Annotated in this window: 17 protein-coding genes; 7 read left to right on the forward strand and 10 right to left on the reverse strand. The window is 72.3% G+C overall.

What is annotated here, in order from left to right:
* Positions 1 to 39 precede the first annotated feature (39 nt).
* From ABZ396_RS01905 to ABZ396_RS01915, 3 genes are read left to right on the forward strand one after another with little or no spacing between them, the layout of a single operon-like run.
* Positions 40 to 861 (forward strand): hypothetical protein, encoded by an 822-nt coding sequence (locus tag ABZ396_RS01905; RefSeq protein ID WP_358919501.1) that lies wholly within the window; start codon positions 40 to 42, stop codon positions 859 to 861.
* Entirely contained in the window at positions 861 to 2,792 is a 1,932-nt protein-coding gene (locus tag ABZ396_RS01910) for a fumarate reductase/succinate dehydrogenase flavoprotein subunit (RefSeq protein ID WP_358919503.1), read from the forward strand. The genes ABZ396_RS01905 and ABZ396_RS01910 overlap by 1 nt, the downstream gene beginning before the upstream one ends.
* Complete coding sequence (locus ABZ396_RS01915; protein ID WP_358919505.1) at positions 2,789 to 3,565, forward strand: succinate dehydrogenase/fumarate reductase iron-sulfur subunit; 777 nt, start codon at positions 2,789 to 2,791, stop codon at positions 3,563 to 3,565. The genes ABZ396_RS01910 and ABZ396_RS01915 overlap by 4 nt, the downstream gene beginning before the upstream one ends.
* On the opposite strand, the gene ABZ396_RS01920 is transcribed toward ABZ396_RS01915, so the two are convergent.
* Entirely contained in the window at positions 3,540 to 4,529 is a 990-nt protein-coding gene (locus ABZ396_RS01920; RefSeq protein ID WP_358919506.1) for a phosphotransferase, read from the reverse strand. The two genes, ABZ396_RS01915 and ABZ396_RS01920, sit on opposite strands and share 26 nt — an antisense overlap.
* Entirely contained in the window at positions 4,526 to 5,596 is a 1,071-nt protein-coding gene (locus ABZ396_RS01925) for a hypothetical protein (protein ID WP_358919508.1), read from the reverse strand. Before ABZ396_RS01925 ends, ABZ396_RS01920 begins: the two co-directional genes overlap by 4 nt.
* A gap of 82 nt (positions 5,597 to 5,678) precedes the next feature.
* Between ABZ396_RS01925 and ABZ396_RS01930 the strand changes: the two genes are divergently transcribed.
* Positions 5,679 to 7,157: a hypothetical protein gene (locus ABZ396_RS01930; protein ID WP_358919510.1), complete on the forward strand. Its 1,479-nt coding sequence runs from the start codon at positions 5,679 to 5,681 to the stop codon at positions 7,155 to 7,157.
* Between the two features lie 268 nt (positions 7,158 to 7,425).
* On the opposite strand, the gene ABZ396_RS01935 is transcribed toward ABZ396_RS01930, so the two are convergent.
* The 6 genes from ABZ396_RS01935 to ABZ396_RS01960 form a co-directional block, all read right to left on the reverse strand.
* The gene (locus ABZ396_RS01935; RefSeq protein WP_358919512.1) at positions 7,426 to 10,014 is read right to left on the reverse strand and encodes a SpoIIE family protein phosphatase; all 2,589 of its coding nucleotides are present in this window, start codon (positions 10,012 to 10,014) and stop codon (positions 7,426 to 7,428) included.
* Between the two features lie 249 nt (positions 10,015 to 10,263).
* Complete coding sequence (locus ABZ396_RS01940; RefSeq protein WP_358919514.1) at positions 10,264 to 10,680, reverse strand: ATP-binding protein; 417 nt, start codon at positions 10,678 to 10,680, stop codon at positions 10,264 to 10,266.
* A gap of 223 nt (positions 10,681 to 10,903) precedes the next feature.
* Positions 10,904 to 11,314 (reverse strand): (deoxy)nucleoside triphosphate pyrophosphohydrolase, encoded by a 411-nt coding sequence (locus ABZ396_RS01945; protein ID WP_358919516.1) that lies wholly within the window; start codon positions 11,312 to 11,314, stop codon positions 10,904 to 10,906.
* 31 nt (positions 11,315 to 11,345) lie between these two features.
* The gene (locus tag ABZ396_RS01950; protein ID WP_358919518.1) at positions 11,346 to 11,549 is read right to left on the reverse strand and encodes an SPOR domain-containing protein; all 204 of its coding nucleotides are present in this window, start codon (positions 11,547 to 11,549) and stop codon (positions 11,346 to 11,348) included.
* Between the two features lie 300 nt (positions 11,550 to 11,849).
* On the reverse strand, positions 11,850 to 12,602 hold the full coding sequence (locus ABZ396_RS01955) for a GntR family transcriptional regulator (RefSeq protein WP_358919520.1): 753 nt from the start codon (positions 12,600 to 12,602) through the stop codon (positions 11,850 to 11,852).
* 147 nt (positions 12,603 to 12,749) lie between these two features.
* Entirely contained in the window at positions 12,750 to 13,970 is a 1,221-nt protein-coding gene (locus tag ABZ396_RS01960) for a DUF4190 domain-containing protein (RefSeq protein WP_358919521.1), read from the reverse strand.
* A gap of 120 nt (positions 13,971 to 14,090) precedes the next feature.
* Between ABZ396_RS01960 and ABZ396_RS01965 the strand changes: the two genes are divergently transcribed.
* Genes ABZ396_RS01965 through ABZ396_RS01975 form a run of 3 tightly spaced genes read left to right on the forward strand, consistent with a single transcriptional unit; the run spans position 14,091 to position 16,005 of the window.
* Complete coding sequence (locus ABZ396_RS01965; RefSeq protein ID WP_358919523.1) at positions 14,091 to 14,648, forward strand: hypothetical protein; 558 nt, start codon at positions 14,091 to 14,093, stop codon at positions 14,646 to 14,648.
* Entirely contained in the window at positions 14,645 to 14,836 is a 192-nt protein-coding gene (locus tag ABZ396_RS01970; protein ID WP_358919525.1) for a hypothetical protein, read from the forward strand. Before ABZ396_RS01965 ends, ABZ396_RS01970 begins: the two co-directional genes overlap by 4 nt.
* A complete protein-coding gene (locus ABZ396_RS01975; protein ID WP_358919527.1) occupies positions 14,833 to 16,005 on the forward strand; it encodes a serpin family protein in 1,173 nt (390 codons plus the stop codon). The genes ABZ396_RS01970 and ABZ396_RS01975 overlap by 4 nt, the downstream gene beginning before the upstream one ends.
* Before the next feature lie 211 nt (positions 16,006 to 16,216).
* On the opposite strand, the gene ABZ396_RS01980 is transcribed toward ABZ396_RS01975, so the two are convergent.
* Positions 16,217 to 17,044, reverse strand: a complete 828-nt coding sequence (locus ABZ396_RS01980; RefSeq protein WP_358919529.1) for an oxidoreductase — start codon at positions 17,042 to 17,044, stop codon at positions 16,217 to 16,219.
* A 93-nt stretch (positions 17,045 to 17,137) separates the two neighbouring features.
* Positions 17,138 to 20,122: a glycoside hydrolase family 2 TIM barrel-domain containing protein gene (locus ABZ396_RS01985; protein WP_358919531.1), complete on the reverse strand. Its 2,985-nt coding sequence runs from the start codon at positions 20,120 to 20,122 to the stop codon at positions 17,138 to 17,140.
* Between the last annotated feature and the right edge of the window lie 21 nt (positions 20,123 to 20,143).

The raw sequence follows: 20,143 nt of genomic DNA on the forward strand, positions 1-20,143 counted from the left end.
CCGCAGGCCCCCGCCCCCCGAACCGACCGGAGTCATCCATTGGCCACTGGTACGGAACCACATCCGAACAGCGGCGGCGTACGCACCCGTGCCCGCGCCGCGATCTCCGCCCCGCACCTGCGGACCGACCGCTGGTGGCTGGCACCCGCCGTCACCGCGGCCGGTCTGTTCGCGTTCGTCGTCTACTCGACCTGGCGGGCCTTCGCGAACGCGGACTACTACGCGGCGCCCTACGTCTCGCCGTTCTACTCGCCCTGTCTGGCCGAGAACTGCAAGACCATGCCCGCGGGCCCGAACGCCGACCTCTTCGGCAGCTGGTGGGCGATCTCCCCGGCGATCATCATCCTGATCTTCCCGCTGGGCTTCCGCCTGACCTGCTACTACTACCGCAAGGCGTACTACCGCAGCTTCTGGGCGTCCCCGCCGGCCTGCGCGGTGGCCGAGCCGCACGCGAAGTACAGCGGTGAGACCCGCTTCCCGCTCGTCCTGCAGAACGTCCACCGGTACTTCTTCTACGCCGCCCTGCTGGTCGCCGGCGTGCTGACCTACGACACGGTCCTGTCCTTCCGCGACCCGCACGAGAACTGGGGCCACATGGGCCTCGGCACCCTGGTCTTCCTGGTCAACATCGTGCTGATCTGGGCGTACACCCTGTCCTGCCACTCCTGCCGGCACATCGTCGGCGGCAAGCTCAAGCACTTCTCCCAACACCCCGTGCGCTACAAGGCGTGGCAGATCGTCGGCCGGCTCAACGCCCGGCACATGCTGCTCGCCTGGGCGTCGTTGGTGAGCGTGGCGCTCGCCGACTTCTACGTCTATCTCGTCGCGTCCGGTGCCTTCGACGATCCGAGGTTCTTCTGATGACCGTGGTCGACCGCCAGGAGTGGGACGTCGTCGTGGTCGGTGCCGGCGGCGCCGGCCTGCGGGCCGCGATCGAGGCACGCGAGCGGGGCGCCCGTACGGCGGTGATCTGCAAGTCGCTGTTCGGCAAGGCGCACACGGTGATGGCCGAGGGCGGCATCGCGGCGGCGATGGCCAACGTCAACGAGCACGACAACTGGCAGGTCCACTTCCGCGACACCATGCGCGGCGGCAAGTTCCTCAACCAGTGGCGGATGGCCGAACTGCACGCCAAGGAGGCCCCGGACCGGGTCTGGGAGCTGGAGACCTGGGGCGCCCTGTTCGACCGTACGAAGGACGGGAAGATCTCCCAGCGCAACTTCGGCGGCCACGAGTACCCGCGCCTCGCCCATGTCGGCGACCGCACGGGTCTTGAGCTGATCCGGACCCTGCAGCAGAAGATCGTCTCGCTCCAGCAGGAGGACAAGAAGGAGACCGGCGACTACGAGTCCCGTCTGAAGGTCTTCCAGGAGTGCACGGTCACCCGGATCCTGAAGGACGGCTCACGTGTGAGTGGTGTCTTCGCGTACGACCGCGAGACCGGCCGTTTCTTCGTCCTCGAAGCGCCGGCCGTGGTGATCGCGACCGGTGGTATCGGCAAGTCGTTCAAGGTGACGTCGAACTCGTGGGAGTACACCGGCGACGGGCACGCGCTCGCCCTGCTGGCCGGGGCGCCCCTGCTCAACATGGAGTTCGTGCAGTTCCACCCGACGGGCATGGTCTGGCCGCCGTCGGTGAAGGGGATCCTGGTCACGGAGTCGGTGCGCGGCGACGGAGGGGTGCTGCGCAACTCCGAGGGCAAGCGGTTCATGTTCGACTACATCCCGGACGTCTTCAAGGACAAGTACGCCGAGTCCGAGGAGGAGGGCGACCGCTGGTACGACGACCCGGACCACAACCGGCGTCCGCCGGAGCTGCTCCCCCGCGACGAGGTGGCCCGGGCCATCAACGCCGAGGTGAAGGCGGGCCGCGGCTCCCCGCACGGCGGGGTCTTCCTGGACGTGTCGACGCGCATGCCGGCCGAGGTGATCCGGCGCCGGCTGCCCTCCATGTACCACCAGTTCAAGGAGCTGGCGGACGTCGACATCACGGCGGAGGCGATGGAGGTCGGGCCCACCTGCCACTACGTGATGGGTGGGGTGGCGGTGGAGTCCGACACCGCCGCGGCGCGCGGGGTGCCCGGGCTGTTCGCGGCCGGTGAGGTGGCCGGCGGTATGCACGGCTCCAACCGGCTCGGCGGCAACTCGCTGTCCGACCTGCTGGTGTTCGGGCGCCGGGCGGGCCGGCACGCGGCCGACTACGCGGCGGACCTCGCCGCACGGCCGGCGGTGGACGACATCCAGGTCGACTTGGCGGCCGCGGAGGCGCTGCGGCCGTTCTCCGCCGAGAGCGAGGAGCCCGACGCGGGCCCGCCGGAGAACCCGTACACCCTCCACCAGGAGCTCCAGCAGGCCATGAACGACCTGGTCGGCATCATCCGCCGGGAGGGCGAGATGGCGCAGGCCCTGGAGCGGCTGGCCGCGCTGCGGGTGCGGGCGCGCCGGGCCGGGGTGGAGGGGCACCGCCAGTTCAACCCCGGCTGGCATCTCGCCCTGGACCTGCGGAACATGCTGCTGGTCAGCGAGTGCGTGGCCCGGGCGGCCCTTGAGCGCACCGAGTCGCGCGGCGGGCACACCCGTGAGGACCATCCGACGATGGACCGCAGGTGGCGCCGGCTCAACCTGCTCTGCCAACTGGCCGATCCCACGGGCGGGTTGGCGGCCACCGACCCGGTGCGCGGCCAGATCACCCTCACCCGCGAGACCACCGACCCCATCCGCCCCGACCTGCTCGCCCTCTTCGAGAAGGAGGAGCTGGTCAAGTACCTCGCCGAAGAGGAGCTGTACGAATGAGCGGCTACACGGCCCACTTCAGGGTGTGGCGAGGCGACGAAGCGGGTGGCGGCCTGGAGGACTTCAAGGTCGAGGTGAACGAAGGCGAGGTGGTCCTGGACATCATCCACCGACTCCAGGCCACCCAGGTCCCCGACCTGGCCGTCCGCTGGAACTGCAAGGCGGGCAAGTGCGGTTCGTGCTCGGCGGAGATCAACGGCCGCCCGCGCCTGCTGTGCATGACCCGGATGTCCGTCTTCGAACAGGACGAGACCATCACGGTCACCCCGCTGCGCGCCTTCCCGGTGATCCGCGATCTGGTCACGGACGTCGGCTTCAACTACGAGAAGGCCAGGGAGGTCCCGGCCTTCGTCCCGCCCGCCGGAGTGGGCCTTGGCGAGTACCGGATGTTCCAGGAGGACGTGGAGCGGTCGCAGGAGTTCCGCAAGTGCATCGAGTGCTTCCTGTGCCAGGACACCTGTCATGTCGTCCGCGACCACGAGGAGAACAAGTCGGCGTTCGCCGGGCCGCGTTTCCTCATGCGGGTCGCGGAGCTGGACATGCACCCGCTGGACGCGGCCGAGGCGTCCGGCCTGGACCGCAAGCGCACGGCCCAGGACGAACACGGTCTCGGCTACTGCAACATCACCAAGTGCTGCACGGAGGTGTGCCCCGAGGGCATCCACATCACCGACAACGCCCTGATCCCCCTGAAGGAGCGGGCCGTCGACCGCAAGTACGACCCGCTGGTGTGGCTCGGCTCGAAGATCAGGAGGCGCCCCGCAGAAGGCTGAGTACCTGCTGGAGGTTGAACTCGGCTATGTCCCGCATCGGCTCGTGCTCCGGGAAGTCGCCGTCGAGCAGCCGGAGCGGCCCGGCGACGAGGTTGAGGTGCATCGCGAGCCGGTACAGCTCCATGCGGTCCTCGTCGAGGTCGGCGACGCGCAGCACGTCGTAGGCGGGCCCGAAGCGGAGCTGGAGGAAGACGTGCTCCCACTCGGCGTCGAAGTACATCAGGCCCTCGATGTCGATGAGCGCCGGATCGCCCTCCTCGGTCACCAGGACATGGTCCGGCCCTAGTTCGCCGTGGACGAGGGAGGCGTGGTCGCGGGGCTCGACCGCGTCGTAGAGCTGCCGGACGCGCTCCGACAGCGCCTGGCCGACCTCCCGCACCCGGGGGTCCCGGTCGGCCACCTCCGCGATGTCGTGCACGGCCCGGTCGGCGACCACCTGCTCGCAGGAGCTGCCGAGCGGCTTGCCGCCCTCCTCCACCAGGGCGGCCTTGCCGTACCCGCGGGACACGTACTCCCGGAGCACGCCGAGCGCGCCCGCCAGCCGGGCCAGCGGCATCCGGGCCGCGCCCGGGTCGCTGCGCAGCAGCGTCTCCAGGCTGCCGCCGCGGACGTCCTCGACGACCGCCGCGTACGCGGGCAGGTACTCGGCCTCCTCGTCGGCGAACAGCAGACGCGGGGTGCGCACACCGAGTTCGGTCAGCCGGTCGTGGGCCGACAGGAAGAGGCCGAGGCCGGAGGCGTGCGAGAAGGGGTCGCGGATGTCGGCGTCGGCGGGGCCCCAGTAGTCCTCCTCCGGGGACCAGACGTAGGCGATCGCGGTCCTGCCGTTGTCGAGGGCGAGCCGGTAGACGCCTTTCTTGGAGCCGCCGCGCAGTCGGGTGGCCGTGGCGGGGGCACGGCCGAGGGCCTCGCGGGCGAGCGGAGCGAGGTCGTCACGGGTGAGGTGGGCACGAGCGGTTGTCATGACGTACGGACCCAGTCCTTCCGATAAGAGGTCCAGTCATCCTCGGTGGCGGCGAAGTCGACGTACAGGGCGACGCCGAAGTTAGCGCGATCCGCGTCCGTGCGGGACAGTCCCAGCCGAACCCCTCGTACGGCCGCCGGCACGGTCTCCGCGTGCGCCCAGTGGCCGAAGCGGTTTTCGTGGTAGAAGGGCAGCCCCATCAGGAGGTCGGTGTCCCCCGGGGTGACCTCGAGCGCGAGGCTGGTCTGCTGTGCGACGTATCCGCCGTACAGGCTCTGCAGCGGCTGCATGGTGTCGTACGACATCACCGCGATCTGGTCCACCCGACGGGCGACTTGCCCGAAATATTCCTGTGACCACCATTTGGGATGTCCGGTGACGGTACCCCAGAAGGAGTGAAAGGCAGGGAGCGGGTCGATCTGGTGTGCGGCGACGGACAGCAGCGGGGTCACCGGACGCAGGGCGTCGAGGAGGGCGAGGTAGTTCCGGTCGCCGGAGTGCAGGGGCTCCAAGTCGAAGTGGACCCCGGCGAAGCCGGCGGCGAGGACCTGCCGGGTCGACGCGACGACAGCGGCACGCGTCCGCTCCTTCTCCAGATGCATGGCGTACGGCTTCTCGGGCGCGATCTCGTCCCCGAGCCAGGCCTGGACGCGGACGCCGGGGAGTTTTCGATGCACGGCCGTTATCAGCCAACGGGCCTTGGGACAGGCCGTTCTGGGCAGCGTGCCGTTGTGTTCCAGTGGTCCGGCATGGACGTAGAGGTCGCGTATGCCGGTGTCCGCGAGCCGGGCGGCGAGGGCGGTGACGTCGGCGTCGCTCTTACGGCCGTCGACCCAGGCGTGCCCGAGCCAGAGGGCGTCCTTGTCCCGGGTGTGGGTGCCGGGCCTCGGGTCGCCGGTGTAGTTGACGCGGAGGGCGGTCTCGGCGGTGACGAGAGGGAGGACCAGGAGCAGTGCCGCGGCGAGCCCGATGCGCCGGGCCCACCGGACCCAGGCGGCTCTCTTCCGGGTGCCGGGCACCTCCCGCGTGCCGTCGCCCTCCCCCTCCGGTTCTGATGCCCGTTCCACCGGCCGTCCCCCTGTTCTCGTCGTCCCCCGCCCGTCTCCGCCCCGGTCGCGAAGCCGACTGGCTGCCCATACGCTCCGAAATGTGACGTCATCCTTGATCCGGGGCCGTCCGAGGCATGCCACCGGGCACATAGGTGCGCGGGTGGGGCATGCCGTGCTGGGCGGGCTGGCCGGAGCGGTCTGGCTGGTGTTGCCGGTGATGACGACCACCGCTCAGGAACCGGTTCCCGTGGCGGTGCGCGAGCCGGTCGCCGCGGCCGAGGCGGACGGGGCGTCGACCGCCGACTACGTACTGCCGCTGGTCGCCTTGGCGGCCGCGGGCGCGCTGGGCGGCTACGGGTACGTACGGCGGGTACGGCGGTCGCGCTCGCGGACCACACCCGGGATCGTCTCCCCCGCCCCGCCCACGCCGTCGCCCGTCGATGCCGAACGGCAGGCCCGGGCCGCCCTGGTCCTGGCCGACGACTGCGTCCGCACCAGCCGGGAGGCACTCGGGTACGTCGACGGCGGCGAGCCCGCCGTACGGGCCCTGCGGGCGGCCGGGACCGAGCTGTCGGCCGCGTTCGCGATATGGCGGCGGTACGAGGAGGGGATACCGGGGGACGACGCCGGCCGACGGCAGGCGCTGGTGGGGGTGGTGGGGCGGTGCGCGGAGGCGGGGCGGCAACTGGACGCGGCGGCGGAGGGGTTCGACGCCGAGTGGGGTGCGGGGGATGCGCTGGCGGTGGCCGAGGGGCGGTTCCGGGAACTGACCTCGCGGACGGGCGGGGTGGCGAGTGCGCTGGCAGAGGCGGGTGAGCGGTACGGGAGCGGGGCCGTCGCCGCCGTGGTGGGATACGTCGAACAGGCAAAGGACCGGCTGGTGTTCGCGACCGCACGACTCAACCAGGCTCGCCAGGACGCCGATTCGGGCGACGGCGACGGGTTCCGCCGCGGCTTGCGGGCCGCCGAGGGGGCGGTGGCGCAGGCCGGGGTGCTGCTGGACGGGGTGGCACGGCTCGCGGCGCAACTGCGGACGGCGGCGGGCATGGTGCCGGCCGCGCTCACGGGCGCGGAGGCGGAACTGGCGGGCGCCCGGGCGACCGGCTCGCTATCGCGCCTGGGCCACGCGGACGCCGTGCTGGCCGCCGTACGGGAGGAGCTGACGAGTGGGCCCTACGACCCGCTGGACGCCCTGCGCCGGGTGGTACGGGCGGTGGAGGGGACCGGGGGCGGTCCGGCCGGGGTGATCGCCGCAGGGGCGGACCTGGTGGCGCGCAGTGCGCTGGGAGCGGCGGACGACTTCATCGGAGTGCATCGGGGGGCGGTGGGCGCGGAGGCGCGGGCGCTGCTGGCGGAGGCGGGGCGGGCCGCACCCGCGGACGCCGACCGGCTGGCGCGCCGGGCACGGGAACTGGCCGAGCGGGACGTACGGACGCACGGGAACCCGTACGCGGGGGAGACGGCCCATGAGAGCGGGCTCGCGGGGGCGGTGCTCGGGGGCGTACTGCTCGGTGAGGAGGCCGACGGGGGGCCGGTGGTGGCGTTCGGGGGCCCGGAGACGCGGGGGCGGTTGGGCTAGCGCAGCATGGGTGCCGCGAGAGGCCGTTGGGCGGCTGCGGGTGAGTGGGGGCGGATCGCGCATTTCCCCGCGCCCCTAAGGGGCGTTGCCGTAGCGCCCCGTCAAGGGGCGCGGGGAACTGCGCACGCAACCACGACGACGCCGCACCGGCAAACCGGCCCCGTCAGGGGCGCGATGAACTGCGCGCGCAACACCTCCAGGGGCGCGGGGAACTGCGCGACCAGCCTCCGCCGCGCCGCACCGGCGAAGCGGCCCGCGGTGCGCCTTCTCAGAACAGGCTGAGCAGAGCCTCCGCGGGGTCCGTCAGGCCGGTCTCCCCGTCCGGCAGGGGCAGTTCGAACCACACCGTCTTGCCGCGCGGCGTCCGGCGTGAGCCCCACGCCGCGCTCAGCAGCCCGACCAGTTGCAGACCCCGGCCGCCCTCGTCCGTGTCGCGGGCGCGCCTGCGCCTCGGCTGGACCAGGCCGGAGTCCCACACCTCACACACCAGCGTCCGGTCGAGCAGCAGCCGTAGCCGGATGTCCCCCTCGCCGTACCGCAGCGCGTTGGTGACCAGCTCGCTGACCAGCAGCTCCGCCGTGTCGACCAGCGGCTCCAGGTCCCAGCTGAGCAGCTGGCCGCGCGCGTACTCGCGGGCGCGGCCCACACTGCGCGGCTCGCGCGGCAGCGTCCAGTCACCGACCGAATCGGCCGGCAGCCCCTGGACACGTGCCATCAGCAACGCGATGTCGTCCTCGCCGTGGTGCGTGTCGAGGGTGCTCAGGACGTGGTCGCAGACGTCCTCAAGGGGTTGGGAAGGGTCGGTGAGTGCCCCTACGAACGCCTGGAGGCCCTCGTCGAGGGGATGGTCGCGGGATTCGACCAGGCCGTCCGTGTAGAGGGCGAGCAGGGCGCCCTCGGGGAGTTCGACCTCGACCTCCTCGAAGGGCTCGCCGCCGACGCCGAGCGGCATGCCGGGGGGCACGTCCAGCATCAGCGCGGCCTCGCCGGGTTCGACGAGCACCGGGGGCAGATGGCCGGCGTTGGCGAAAGTACAGCGCCTGGTGACCGAGTCGTAGACGGCGTACACGCAGGTCGCGAGGTAGACCTCGGAGAGGTCGGCGTCGCGGGGCTGGCGGGCCGTGCGGGTGGCCTGCTGGACACCGCCGGGGGTGCCGAGGCCGCGGGCGATCTCGTCCAGCGCCGAGAGGACTTCGGCGGGTTCCAGATCCAGCAACGCCAGGGTACGGACCGCCGTGCGGAGTTCACCCATCGCGACCGCCGCGCGCAGGCCCCGGCCCATCACGTCGCCGACCACCAGCGCCGTGCGGTGGCCGGGCAGTTCGATGACGTCGAACCAGTCGCCGCCGACCTCGGTCGCCGCGTTGCCGGGCAGGTAGCGGCACGCGATGTCCAGCCCCGAGGCCTCGGGGTCGCCGGGCGGGAGCAGGGACCGTTGCAGTATCAACGCGCGTTCGTGCTCGCGCCGGTAGAGGCGGGCGTTGTCGATGCAGACGGCGGCGCGGGCCGCCAGTTCGACCGCCAGGTCCCGGTCGCGGTCGCCGAACGGCTCGCTGCCCTTGGTGCGGGCGAACCGGGCGAGGCCGACGACCGTGTCGTGGGCGACCATCGGGACGGCGAGGGTGGACTGGACGAGGCCGCCCTCCTCGGCCGGCACACGCTGCGGGCGGGCGGTGCGCAGGGCGTCCGCGCAGGGCGAGTTGAAGGGGTAGTGGTGGACGGCGCCGACGGTGACCGAGGCGCCGCCGCCCACGAAGGGCGCGTCGGAGACCGCGCTGGCGAAGGCGACCCGGCGCAGTTCCGCGCTGCCGTCGGAGAGTCCGGGCGGCCTCTCGTCGCCCGCCAGCAGGCCCTGGTAGAGGTCGACGGTGGCGAGGTCGCAGAAGCCGGGGACGACCACGTCGAGGAGTTCGCGGGCCGTGGTCTCCAGGTCGAGGGAGTTGCCGATGCGGGCACCGGCCTCGTTGAGGAGGGCGAGATTGCGCCGGGCTGCGGCGGCCTCGCGGGCGGCGGCGCGGCGGGCGGTGATGTCCAGGCCCAGCCAGGCGATGCCGATGGGGCGGCCGGTGCCGCTGTGCACCCGGTAGAGGTTGATGGACCAGTGCCGGCGCTCCTCGGAGCCAGGCACGAACCCCGTGACGTGCATGTCCGTGATGGAGTTGCCGCTCTCCAGGACCCGGCGCAGGGTGGCCGCGACCCGTTCGGCCTCGGAGCGCGGCAGATAGTCGTGGACGCCCTTGCCTCGGTGGTCGTCGGGGCTCCCGCCGAAGATGGAGGAGAACCGCACGTTGGCGCGGCGGATCCGCAGGTCGGTGTCGATCAGCAGGAAGCCGAACGGAGATTGACCGAATATCGACTGCGAGGCGGCGAGGTCGGTCTCGATGCTGCGTAGGGTGCGGACGTCGACCACTATGCACACGGCCGCGTTCTCACCCTCCGCGGTGCGGGTGGGCATGACGTAGACCTCGGCGAGGCCCTCCTCGCCGCGCTCGCCGTCCGCCGTGTCGGGCATCCGGAACGGGACCACACCGGTCCACTCCCGCCCGTCCAGGATCTCGGCCATCTTCCGCTGGCCGCGATTGCGCAGGTCCGGGTCTATGAACGCCTCGATGGGGTCCATGCCGACGGCGCGCTCGGCGGGGATGCCGAAGATCTGCTCGGCGCGCACGCTCCACTGGTCGACCAGGCCGCCGGCGCCGATGGAGAACGAGGCGACCTTGATGTAGTCGTAGATCGAGCCGGGCGGGCTGCTCTGCCACATGGCGTCGCCGGGGACCGCGGCTGTCTCCGCGGTCCCCGCCATCGCGCCGTCCGACGGGTCCTCGGACCCCGTGGCCTTAGCTGGTATCTCGCTCACGCGAACCGTCCCCTCCAGCTCACCGCTCCCGGCACCGGTCACCGGGTGCGGCTGCCCGCAGTATCCAGCACTACGGTGCCGCCTGACACGGTGTTCACGATCACACCACGGTCCCGACGATTTCCAGACCGGACCGTGACAACACTTCCAGTCTTCTAACCAGGGAACACGCCGTCGAATCACGCACTGCGGCACCCATTCCCCGGCCACTCCCGCGAGTGGACGGGGTAGCGCACGTGTACACCCCGTTCATCCCGTTCGGCCGGGTACCGCCAGTTCGAACCAGACCGTCTTGCCGGTGACGCCGGGCCGGGTCCCCCAGCGGCGCGAGGAGCCGGCGACCAGCTGAAGGCCCCGGCCGCCCTCGTCGTCGGGGCTGGCGGTGCGCTCGCGCGGCGGGTCCGGGAGCGGGTCGGAGACCTCCACCCGCAGGGTGTCGCCGACGTCGGCGGGGCGCACCAGACGTACGCCGATGGGGCCGGTGGCGTGCCGCAACGCGTTGGTGACCAGCTCGCTGACCAGTAGGGCGGCGAGGTCGGCGAGGCCGTCGAGGCCCCACTTGGTCAGTTGGCCCCGGACCGCGGTCCGGGCGGTGCGCACGGCGCCCGGTTCCGCGGGAAAGGTCCACTCGGCGGTGTCACCTTCGGTGTCGATCACACCGATCACTTCCCAGTCGCATCGCTGGCCGCGAGCCCACCCATGTCCGGTTTCGTGGGGTTAATGGGCACATACCCGATTACCCGGGAGCAGTACCGCGTGAGAGGGCGCACTGTGGCACGAACGGCGTAGGGAGGGGGGCGCGTGCGCCCAAGGGGGTGGGAGGGCGCGGTTGTCGAGCGACCGCCGGGCCGTAGTGGCCAGTCGCGCCCACGCGGCGGTAGCCGCACATTCAACGCAGCCCCGTACCTCCCGGCTCGACGACCTCATGCACCGCCGGCACGTCCTGGTCCAGCCAGTCCACGCTCCAGACCTCCTCCGGCGTCAGCCACCTGAGCTCGTCGTGGTCCTGGAGGGGTTTCGGGTCGGCCGATCCGGGGCGCAGGCAGGCCGTCCAGACCTGGAGGACGTACGGCTGCCGCAGGGGCCACTCCCCCGGCACCCGCGCCACCGTCTCCGTCTCCACGCCGAGTTCCTCGCGCAGTTCGCGCACCAGGGCATGTTCGGGTGTCTCGCCGGGCTCGACCTTGCCGCCGGGCAGCTCCCAGCGTCCGGCCAGTTCCGGGGGCGCGCTGCGGCGGGCCGCGAGCAACCGGCCGGCGTCGATCAGGGCGGCTGCGACCACCACGATCCGTTCGCTCATGACCCGGAGCCTACGGGAGGGGCCGGAGGGCTCAGTTACGGGTGGAGCCCTCCCCGTTGCCGTTGCTGTGGCCGATGCGCTCGACCCAGTAGAGCTGCTTGTGTCCGCGGTCGTCGAGACTGTCGGCGATCTTCTGGGCCTCGGCCCGGGTCGCGTACCGGCCGACGCGGTAGCGATTGCCGTTCTCGTCCTGCCGTATGACGAGCCAGGGGAGAGCGACCGTGCCTTCCGTCATCGCGCCCCTCCGATTCTCCCGGCTCCCGCCCATCCCCGCCCCGCTAAGGAAACCGCACTCCGCATATGCCCGAGCGTACGCCTAACCTTTACGCAGCGAATACGGCTTTTCACAAAGAGGTACGCAACCAGCCAGAACGGTGGGGGCGCACGATGACGAACGCGCCGTGCGCGCACCCGGTGCTTCGGGCCGGAGGCATCCGTGGACAGCCGCGACCACCTGGGAAAACGGCCGGATCGCAACGGCCGGGTCCAGGCCGGACACAGGCCGTAAAGGTGTCAACTATCGCCACGGTGTGCGCTACTTCACGGGCAGGTGGTACGCGGCACGGTACCGGTCGGCCGGGATGACGACGTCCGCGGTCTCCACCGGGCGGCCGGAGGCGTAGTAGGTCCGCTGGATCACCAGGACCACATGGCCGGGGACACCGCCCAGGGTGAGCAGTTCCTCGGCGAGTCCGGGACGGGCGCCGACCTCCTCGGTGACGTTGTCCACGATGACGTCGATGGCACGCATCCGCTCCACCACGCCCATGCCGCCGAGGGGGCCCTCCTCGGGCAGCATCACGGGGGTGCGGCCGGTGACCGCGAGGGGCTCCCAGGAGACGGAGAGCATCATCGGCTCGCCGGCCTCCCGGAACAGGTAGCGGGTGCGCATCACCCGGTCGCCGATGTGGATGCCGAGCCGGTCGGCGATCACCGCGCCGGCCTCGGTCTGCTCACTGCTGGACTCCCAGGTGCCGCGCGCGGTCGCGTCGGACTGCTCCTGCCGGAACGGGGTGGCGCCGCCGACCGGGCGGAACCCGGAGCGGGCCACCCGCCGGGGCACGGGCCGCTCGCGCACATAGGTCCCGGAGCCGGAGCGGCCCTCGACCAGCCCCTCGGCCATCAGCACCTTGCGCGCCTCCAGGGCGACGGTGTCGGAGACGCCGTACTCCTCGCGGATGCGCGCCTGGGAGGGGAGCCGGGTGTGAGGGGGCAGCGAACCGTCGACGATCTTCTTACGGAGATCACCCGCGACACGCAGATACGCCGGCTGCTCACCGAAAGTCACTGGCCGCTCCCATCAGGTTGTACAGACAGCAACAGCCTGGCAACCGTGGGTTGTGCCATGCAAGCAAAGGCCAGAGAATCACTCGATGTGATGACATACGGCCGGGGAAGGCTTTACGCAGGCACTTTCTCCCCGTTATGGCCGCCGTCACACCTCCATGCCGGAGCCACTTCCTCCGCTGCCGGAGCCGCCGCCTCCGTTGTCGTACGAGGGCGGGGTCGTGGCGAGGCCCAGAGCCTTGCGCGCGGTGACCGTCCGCTTCGGGTCGAGCAGCGCCGCACCCTTGTCGTAGTGGGTGTAGTACGTGTCCGCGTCCTTGGCCTTCGCGGCCTTCGCCCATTCCGACCGGGCCCTGTCCAGGTCCACGATCAGGTCGTGCACCGCCTGCTTGCCGTCCGGTCCCCAGTGGTGGGCGTCCAGCATCGCGGTCTGCCGGGTGACGGCCGTGGTCACCCGGTCCGCCCAGGCCTGGTAGCCGGGCAGGTCGTCCTCGACGTACTCCGCCTCGGGAACCGCGCCGAGGGCGGTGTTGAGGACGTGCGCGGCATCGAGGTAGGCGACCTGGTCGGCGTCCAGCACGCTCTCGTCGTTGCGCAGCGAACCGGACAGCGTGCGGCCCTCGGTCGTGTTGCCGAAGACACAGGCCACCTCCCGGTCGCCGTACCCCCAACTGTCCTTGCTGGGCGTCAAGTAGTACACGTCGACGTCGTGGGGGACGGCCCAGCCGTCCATCGCGTAGCCGTCCTCCAGGGCGTAGCAACGCTGGTCGGCGGAGTCGCCGATCCTGGTGTCGCCCGGGTAGCCCGAACCCTTGAGGTCGTAGGTGGCGAAGACCTCGCCGTCGTGGGCCTGCCCGCAGTCCACGACGGTCACGTCGGTGACCAGGTCGCCGGTGAGGGTGCCGTCCGGGGTGTCGAAGCAGTCGCCGGTGGACAGCGAGAGGCTGGAGCGGTCGTTCGCGCCCTCCTTGACCCCCTGCCAGAAACTGGCCGCGCCGCCGGTGGCGAGCAGCAGCACCCACAGGGCCAGCCCGATCCCGGAGAACACCGACCCGATGACCGCCATCGCCCTGCCGCGCTCACCGCGCTTGCGGATCTGGCTCAGCGCGACCAGTCCCAGCACCAGCCCCACCCCCGGCAGACAGCACAGCAGCCCGAGCACGAGGGAGGCGATGGCGAGGCCGTTGACGGGCGCCTGGACGGCGTAGGGGCCGTAGCCCTGGCCCCAGGACTGGTACGGCGAGGGGTACGGCGGCGGCTGCTGCCCGTACGGTCCCTGCGGGTGCTGCGGGTACTGCGGCAGGCCCGACTGGGGCGGCTGGTACGGCCCTTGTGGCTGCTGGGGGCCGGGAGGCGGAGGTATGGACACCGGTACCGTGCTCCTGAGGGGGCGTCTGGCCGCGTGAAACGCACGGCTGAACTGACGTACGACTGCGCGCATCGTAAGCGCGCCGTGAACGGGGGCGGAATGAGGGTGGGGAGAGCGGTCGTGCGCGCGGTGAACGCGCCGGCCGCACGCTGGGCCGCCGCGTCGCAGGACGGCACGGTGTTCTCGGCGGCCGGGGTGTGGCCGCCGCCGGCCTTTCCGGCGGACGGGCGGGCGCTTGCCGAACCGGCGGGGGCGCTGGGCCTTCCCGCGGAGGAAGCGGCCGGTCCGGCACGGGAGTTGCTCGGCGCCATGGCCGGCAGGCGTGGCCTGGACACCGCGCCGGGCGTGTGGGCCAAGCGGACCCCGGAGCTGCGGGAGGCCTCGGTGGCGGGGCCGCCCGCCGACGCGCACGGGGTGCCGGCCGGGGACGAGCCGACTGACCACGAGGCGCTGGACGCCTGGGCCGGGCGGCGCACGGGCGGGCTCGTCGACCGGATGCCCGTCAGCCTCGACAAGGACACGGAACTGGTCCTGGGCGGTGCGTCGGCGATGCGTACCCGCCGGCCGGCGCCCTTCCAGGAGTGGCCGTTGGACACGGGGGCACAGGTCCCGGGCGGTCAGCTGCCCTACGGGGCACCCGGTCCGGGCTTGCGCCGGGCTTCGTGGCGGCGGCGGTGAAAGCGTTCGGGGTGGTCGCCGCAGAAGCCTTGTCCGAGCGGCGCTGCGTCAGCACCCGGATCGACGCCCGCCTCGACCGCCTCTCCGGCTTCCATGCCCCGCACCGGCACTCCCGGCTCGCCCTCGCCGCGGGCCGGGTCACGGATCCCCTGCCCTTCCCCGAGTACTCCTGGGAGGACGACGAATGAACGACACCGTCAGCACCGTCAACGCGCTCACCGCTCGCTGGGCGCAGCGGACCAGACAGGGCACGGTCTTCTCGGCCGCCGGTGTCTGGCCGCTGCTGGCCTTCCTCGCCGACGGCGCCACGGGCCCCGCCCGGGACGAGCTGGCCCGGGCCGTGGGGATGCCGGCGGACCAAGCAGCGGCCGGGGCACGGGAGTTACTGGGCGGGCTCGACTCGATGCACGGTGTCGGCTCGGCCCTGGGACTGTGGACCGACCGTGCGCTGGAGCTGCGCGAGCAGTGGGCGGCGGGGCTGCCCGCCGACGCGCACGGGGTGCTCGGCGCCGACCCCGCGGCCTCCCAGGAGGCGCTGGACGCGTGGGCGGCCAAACGCACCGAGGGGCTGGTCGAGCGGATGCCGGTCCAGCTGACCGAGGGCGCCCGGATGGTGCTCGCGACCGCGCTGGCCCTGCACACGGACTGGCGGCAGCCGTTCCAGGAGACCGTGCTGCGGCCCGGGTCCGGGCCGTGGCAGGGCCGTACCCTGGCCGGTCTCAACCGCAGCAGCGTCCGGACGGACCGGATCGGGGTGGCCGCGGGCCCGGACGGGCACGTCACGATCCTGAAGGTGCTGGGCGGCAACGCCCTCGACGTCCATCTCCTGCTCGGCGAGGAGGGGATGGCGCCCGGGCAGGTGCTGGACACCGGCATCGGCGTCCTGGAGCGCGCCCTGCCGGTGACCACCGGCGGCCGGCTCCCCTACGGGCACGCGGGACCCGGGGTGGCCGTGGAGCGGCTGCCGTCGCTCACCCCGGACCCGGTGCGGCTCGATGTGACGACCGTCGGCTTCGAGGTGCGCGCGGACCACGATCTGCTCCAGCTGCACGGTCTGTTCGGGCTCTCCACGGCCGCCGACGCCCGCGAGGGACACTTCCCCGGCATCAGCGCCGCGCCGCTGGCCATCGGGGCGGCCGGACACTCCGCGGTCGCGGAGTTCGGCCCGCTGGGCTTCAGGGCCGCCGCGGTGACGGCCGTCGTGGCGGCGCCTGGCAGCGGCCCTCCGCAGTACCGGCACGAGTCGACCGTCGTCCGGGCCACCTTCGACCGGCCGTTCGGCTTCCTCGCCGTGCACCGCGACTCCCGGCTGGTACTGGCGGCGGGCTGGGTCACGGACCCGACCGTGGTGGGCTAGGGCCTGTCCGGCGGATCACGTCGCAGGAAGTCAGCGGTGACTCATCGACGCCGGTGAGCGGGGTGTGGTGCGTGCGACTGCAAGGCGGAGGAGGGAGTCGACACGGTGGGGGCACCCCCGGCCGAAGGCCGGGGGACGTCGGGGAGTGACGACAACGCGGCAGATGTGCGTGCCACACCCCGCGTCTGCGGCGTGATCCGCCGGACAGGCCCTAGTCGAAGTCGGTGGCCCGGGTGCGCTTCTCCCAGGCGGCGATGTCCCGTCGTACGACGTCCAGTTGCGTCAGTACGGCGGTCACCGCGTCGTCGCCCAGGGGCAGGTGCAGCGGGGTCTCCTCGGCGTCCAGGGCGGCCAGGATCAGGGCGGCCGCCTTGGCCGGGTCGCCGGGCTGGCTGCCGTGGCCGCCCTCGACGGCCGCACGGGTCTCGGCGACCTTCGGGTACACCCCGGTGTCGGGGCTGGCCCCGGCCCGGCTGGTGTCGAAGAGGGAGGTGCGGAAGGCGCCCGGCTCCACGATCAGCACCTTGATCCCGAACTCCCGCACCTCGTCGGCGAGCCCCTCGGACATGCCCTCCAGCGCGAACTTCGTGCCGCTGTAGGCCGAGAAGCCCGCGAAGGACATCTGGCCGCCCATGCTGCTCATCTGTACGATCGCGCCCGAGCGCTGGCTTCGCAGCTGCGGCAGGACCGCCCGCACCAGCGCGGCAGGGCCGAGGACATGCACGTCGAACAGGTCGCGCAGTTCGGCGTCGGTGGTCTCCTCGAAGGCGCCGACGTGGGTGCGGCCGGCGTTGTTGACGAGGACGTCGATCCGTCCGTGCCGGGCCACGACGTCCCGTACGGCGGGCTCGATCGCGGCGATGTCCGTGACGTCCAGACGTACCGGGTCCACCCGCCCGGGGTGGGCGGCGGCCAGATCGTCCAGTGCCTCGGGGCGCCGGGCCGCCCCGACGACGGTGTCACCCGCGGCGAGCGCGGCCTCGGCGAGCGCCCGGCCGAAGCCGCTGCTCGCCCCGGTGATGAGCCAGATCCTGGTCATGTCCCGTCTCCCTGCTGTCGCGGTCGGTCCAGCCGACCACCCTCACCCGGAAGGGGAGTTCAGGTCCAACGGGTTTTCCGGAACGGGTTCACCTCACCGGCGTACGCCGTCCGTGATGCGCAGCCTGATGGTGCGCGCTTCGGGGCGCAGCGCGAACTCGGGCCACACGTCGGGTCCGCAGGCCCGGGAGCCGAGCCCGTGCTGGGCCGCGTCGATGATCAGATGGCTCGTGGTGGACTCCGGGAGTTCGAAGGGGTGGGCGGCCCGGGCGATCTGCTGGGGGGTGTGGCGGCCGAGGGTGAAGCCCGGGCGTCGTCCGCGGCTGTCGGGGAGGGCCGTGAGGTGCAGCACCTCGGTGCCGGCGCTGGTCAGCGTGAGGTGGCGGAGCCGGGAGCGGTGGCCGCTCTCCTGGGGGCGCGCATAGCCGGCCGAGAGGTCCGGGAGGGCGGCGGAGAAGCGGCCGGTGCGGGCCGCGCGGAGGCTGTCGGGGTAGGACTCGTGCGGGCCCAGGCCGAACCAGTCGGCGCCGTCCACGGGGGCCGTCCCGTCGGGCAGTTCGAAGCGCACCCCGATCCGCGGCCAGACCGTCCGCCAGCCGCCCGAGGGCTCGATCTCCACGCGCAGTTCCAGCTCGCCGTCCTCGACCGACCACACGGACTCCACCGTCACCGACAGCGCGGAGTGCGCGGCGGAGACCCGGTCGACGGTGCGCAGGGCGTCCGTGGCCTGTTCCACACTGACACGCCGTGCGGTGAGGCGGTCGAGTCCGTCCCGGCGCCACAGCTCGGCACTGGACACCCCGGCGGCACTGGCGTCGCTGCCCTCCAGCCGGTCGGACGTGCCCTCGTCGTTGTCCGTCGGCGCGCGGAACAGCTCAAGCCGCGGACCGGTCATGGCGCGCCCGGCGAGGCGGGTGAGGGATCCGCCGGTGAACTCGGCGATGCCGAGCGTGAGCGTGCGCTCGTCCGGCCGCCAGCCGGTCCGGGGCCGGACGGCGGGCACCGGCCGCCGTACCGAGCGGTCGAGTTGGGCGGTGGCGACCTCGTGTCCCGCGGGTGCCCAGGCGGTCTCCGCCGCCAGCACCGCCTCCACCGTCAGCCAGGTCTCGGCGTCCGCCGCCACCGGGACCGGCGGCAGCGGCACCCGCCCCGACTCGCCCGCCACCACCACCGGGACCTCCAGGTCCCCTGATGCCACGAGGGTGCCGTCGTGCTCGACGCACCAGCAAAAGCGCAGGTCGGAGGTGTCGGCGGAGTGCCGCAGGTTGGTGATCGCGAGCTTGTCGCCGTCGAAGGCGAAGCGGATCGGCTGCACCACCGCCTTGAACTCGTGGAGGCCGGGCGTCGGCACGTCGTCGCTCAGCACCATGCCGTCCATGACGAAGTTGCCGTCGTGCACGACCTCGCCGAAGTCGCCGCCGTAGGCGAAGTACGGCGACCCGTCCGGGGCCGTGGCCAGGATGCCGTGGTCACGCCACTCCCAGACGAAGCCGCCGTGCAGCCGGGGGTGGCGGTGGACCAGTTCCTCGTACTGGTCGAGGGCGCCCGGTCCGTTGCCCATCGCGTGGGCGTACTCGCACAGCAGGAACGGCCTGGTGCGCAGCCGGGCGCCCTGGGCGGGGGTGCAGCCGAGCAGCGGGGCGCGGGAACCGTCCGTGCCGATCTGCTCGGTCTCCGTCACGGTCGCGTACATGCGTGAGTAGACGTCGGTGTAGTCGCCGGTGCGGTCGCCCTCGTAGTGCACGGGACGCTCGGGGTCGCGGGCGTGCAGCCAGGCCGACATGGCGGCGAGGTTGGCGCCGGTCCCGGCCTCGTTGCCGAGCGACCAGATCACGACTGCGGGGTGGTTCTTGTCCCGTTCGACGGTGCGCTCGATGCGGTCCAGGCAGGCCGCGCGCCAGGCCGGGTCGTCGCTCGGGTTGCCGGCCCAGCCGACGTGGTCGAAGCCGTGGGTCTCCAGATCGCATTCGAGGACGACCCAGAAGCCGAGTTCGTCGGCGAGCTCGAGCAGCCGGGGGTGCGGTGGGTAGTGGCTGGTGCGGATGGCGTTCACGTTGAACCGCTTCATCCGGGCCAGGTCCTCGCGGGCGTGCGCCTCGTCGAAGACCCGGCCGCGCTCGGGGTGGGTCTCATGGCGGTTCATGCCGTGGAAGACGACCCGGCGGCCGTTGACCAGGAAGCGGTCACCGCGAATCTCGACCGTGCGGAAGCCCACCCGCAGGGCGATGCTCTCGGCGGCCGACGACACGGTGACGTCGTACAGCCGGGGCCGCTCGGCCGACCACGGCTCGACGCCCGGGATGTCGAGGGGCGCCACGTCGGCCGCCGTCTCCCAGATCCGCTCGACGCCCAGTTCGGGGATGCGCAGGGTGACGGGGAAGGCCGCGGTGTCGGCGGTGACCTCCGGGTCGATCCGCCCGTGCCCGTTGTCGTAACCGGTGCGCAGCCAGACGTCCTCGACGCCCCCGGCCGGGCGGGCCAGCAGGGTGACGTCCCGGAAGATGCCCGGGAGCCACCACTGGTCCTGGTCCTCCAGGTAACTGGCGGCCGACCACTGGTGCACCCGTACGGCGACGACGTTGTCACCTGGGCGCACGGCGGAGGTCACGTCGAACTCGTGGGCCAGCCGGCTGCCACTGGCGCTGCCGATCTCGACGCCGTTCACCCACACCCTGAACAGCGACTCGACGCCGTCGAAGCGCAGCAGGACCCGCTCGGCGTCCGACCAGCCGTCGGGGAGGCCGAAGTGGCGGCGGTAGTCGCCGGTGGGGTTCTCGTCGGGGACGTACGGCGGGTCGATCGGGAACGGGAACTGGACGTTCGTGTAGATGGGCCGGCCGTAGGCCCCGTCGCCTTCCAGCACCCAGTGCGCGGGCACCGGGATGCCGTCCCAGCCCTGGTCGTCGAAGTCCTCGGCCGCGAACTCCTCGGGCACGGCCGCCGTCGGCGACAGCCGGAAGCGCCAGGCCCCGTTCAGCGAGAGGGAGGGCGCGTCGGAGTGCAGCCACGAGCGGGCCGGGCGCAGGGCGCCACGCCACGGGGCGGTGTCCGATACGTACGCGGAGTGCTCGGAGGGCAAGAGTTCACAACTTTCCGGGTG

Source organism: Streptomyces sp. NPDC005866, assembly GCF_040629895.1.
Classification (GTDB): Bacteria; Actinomycetota; Actinomycetes; order Streptomycetales; family Streptomycetaceae; genus Streptomyces.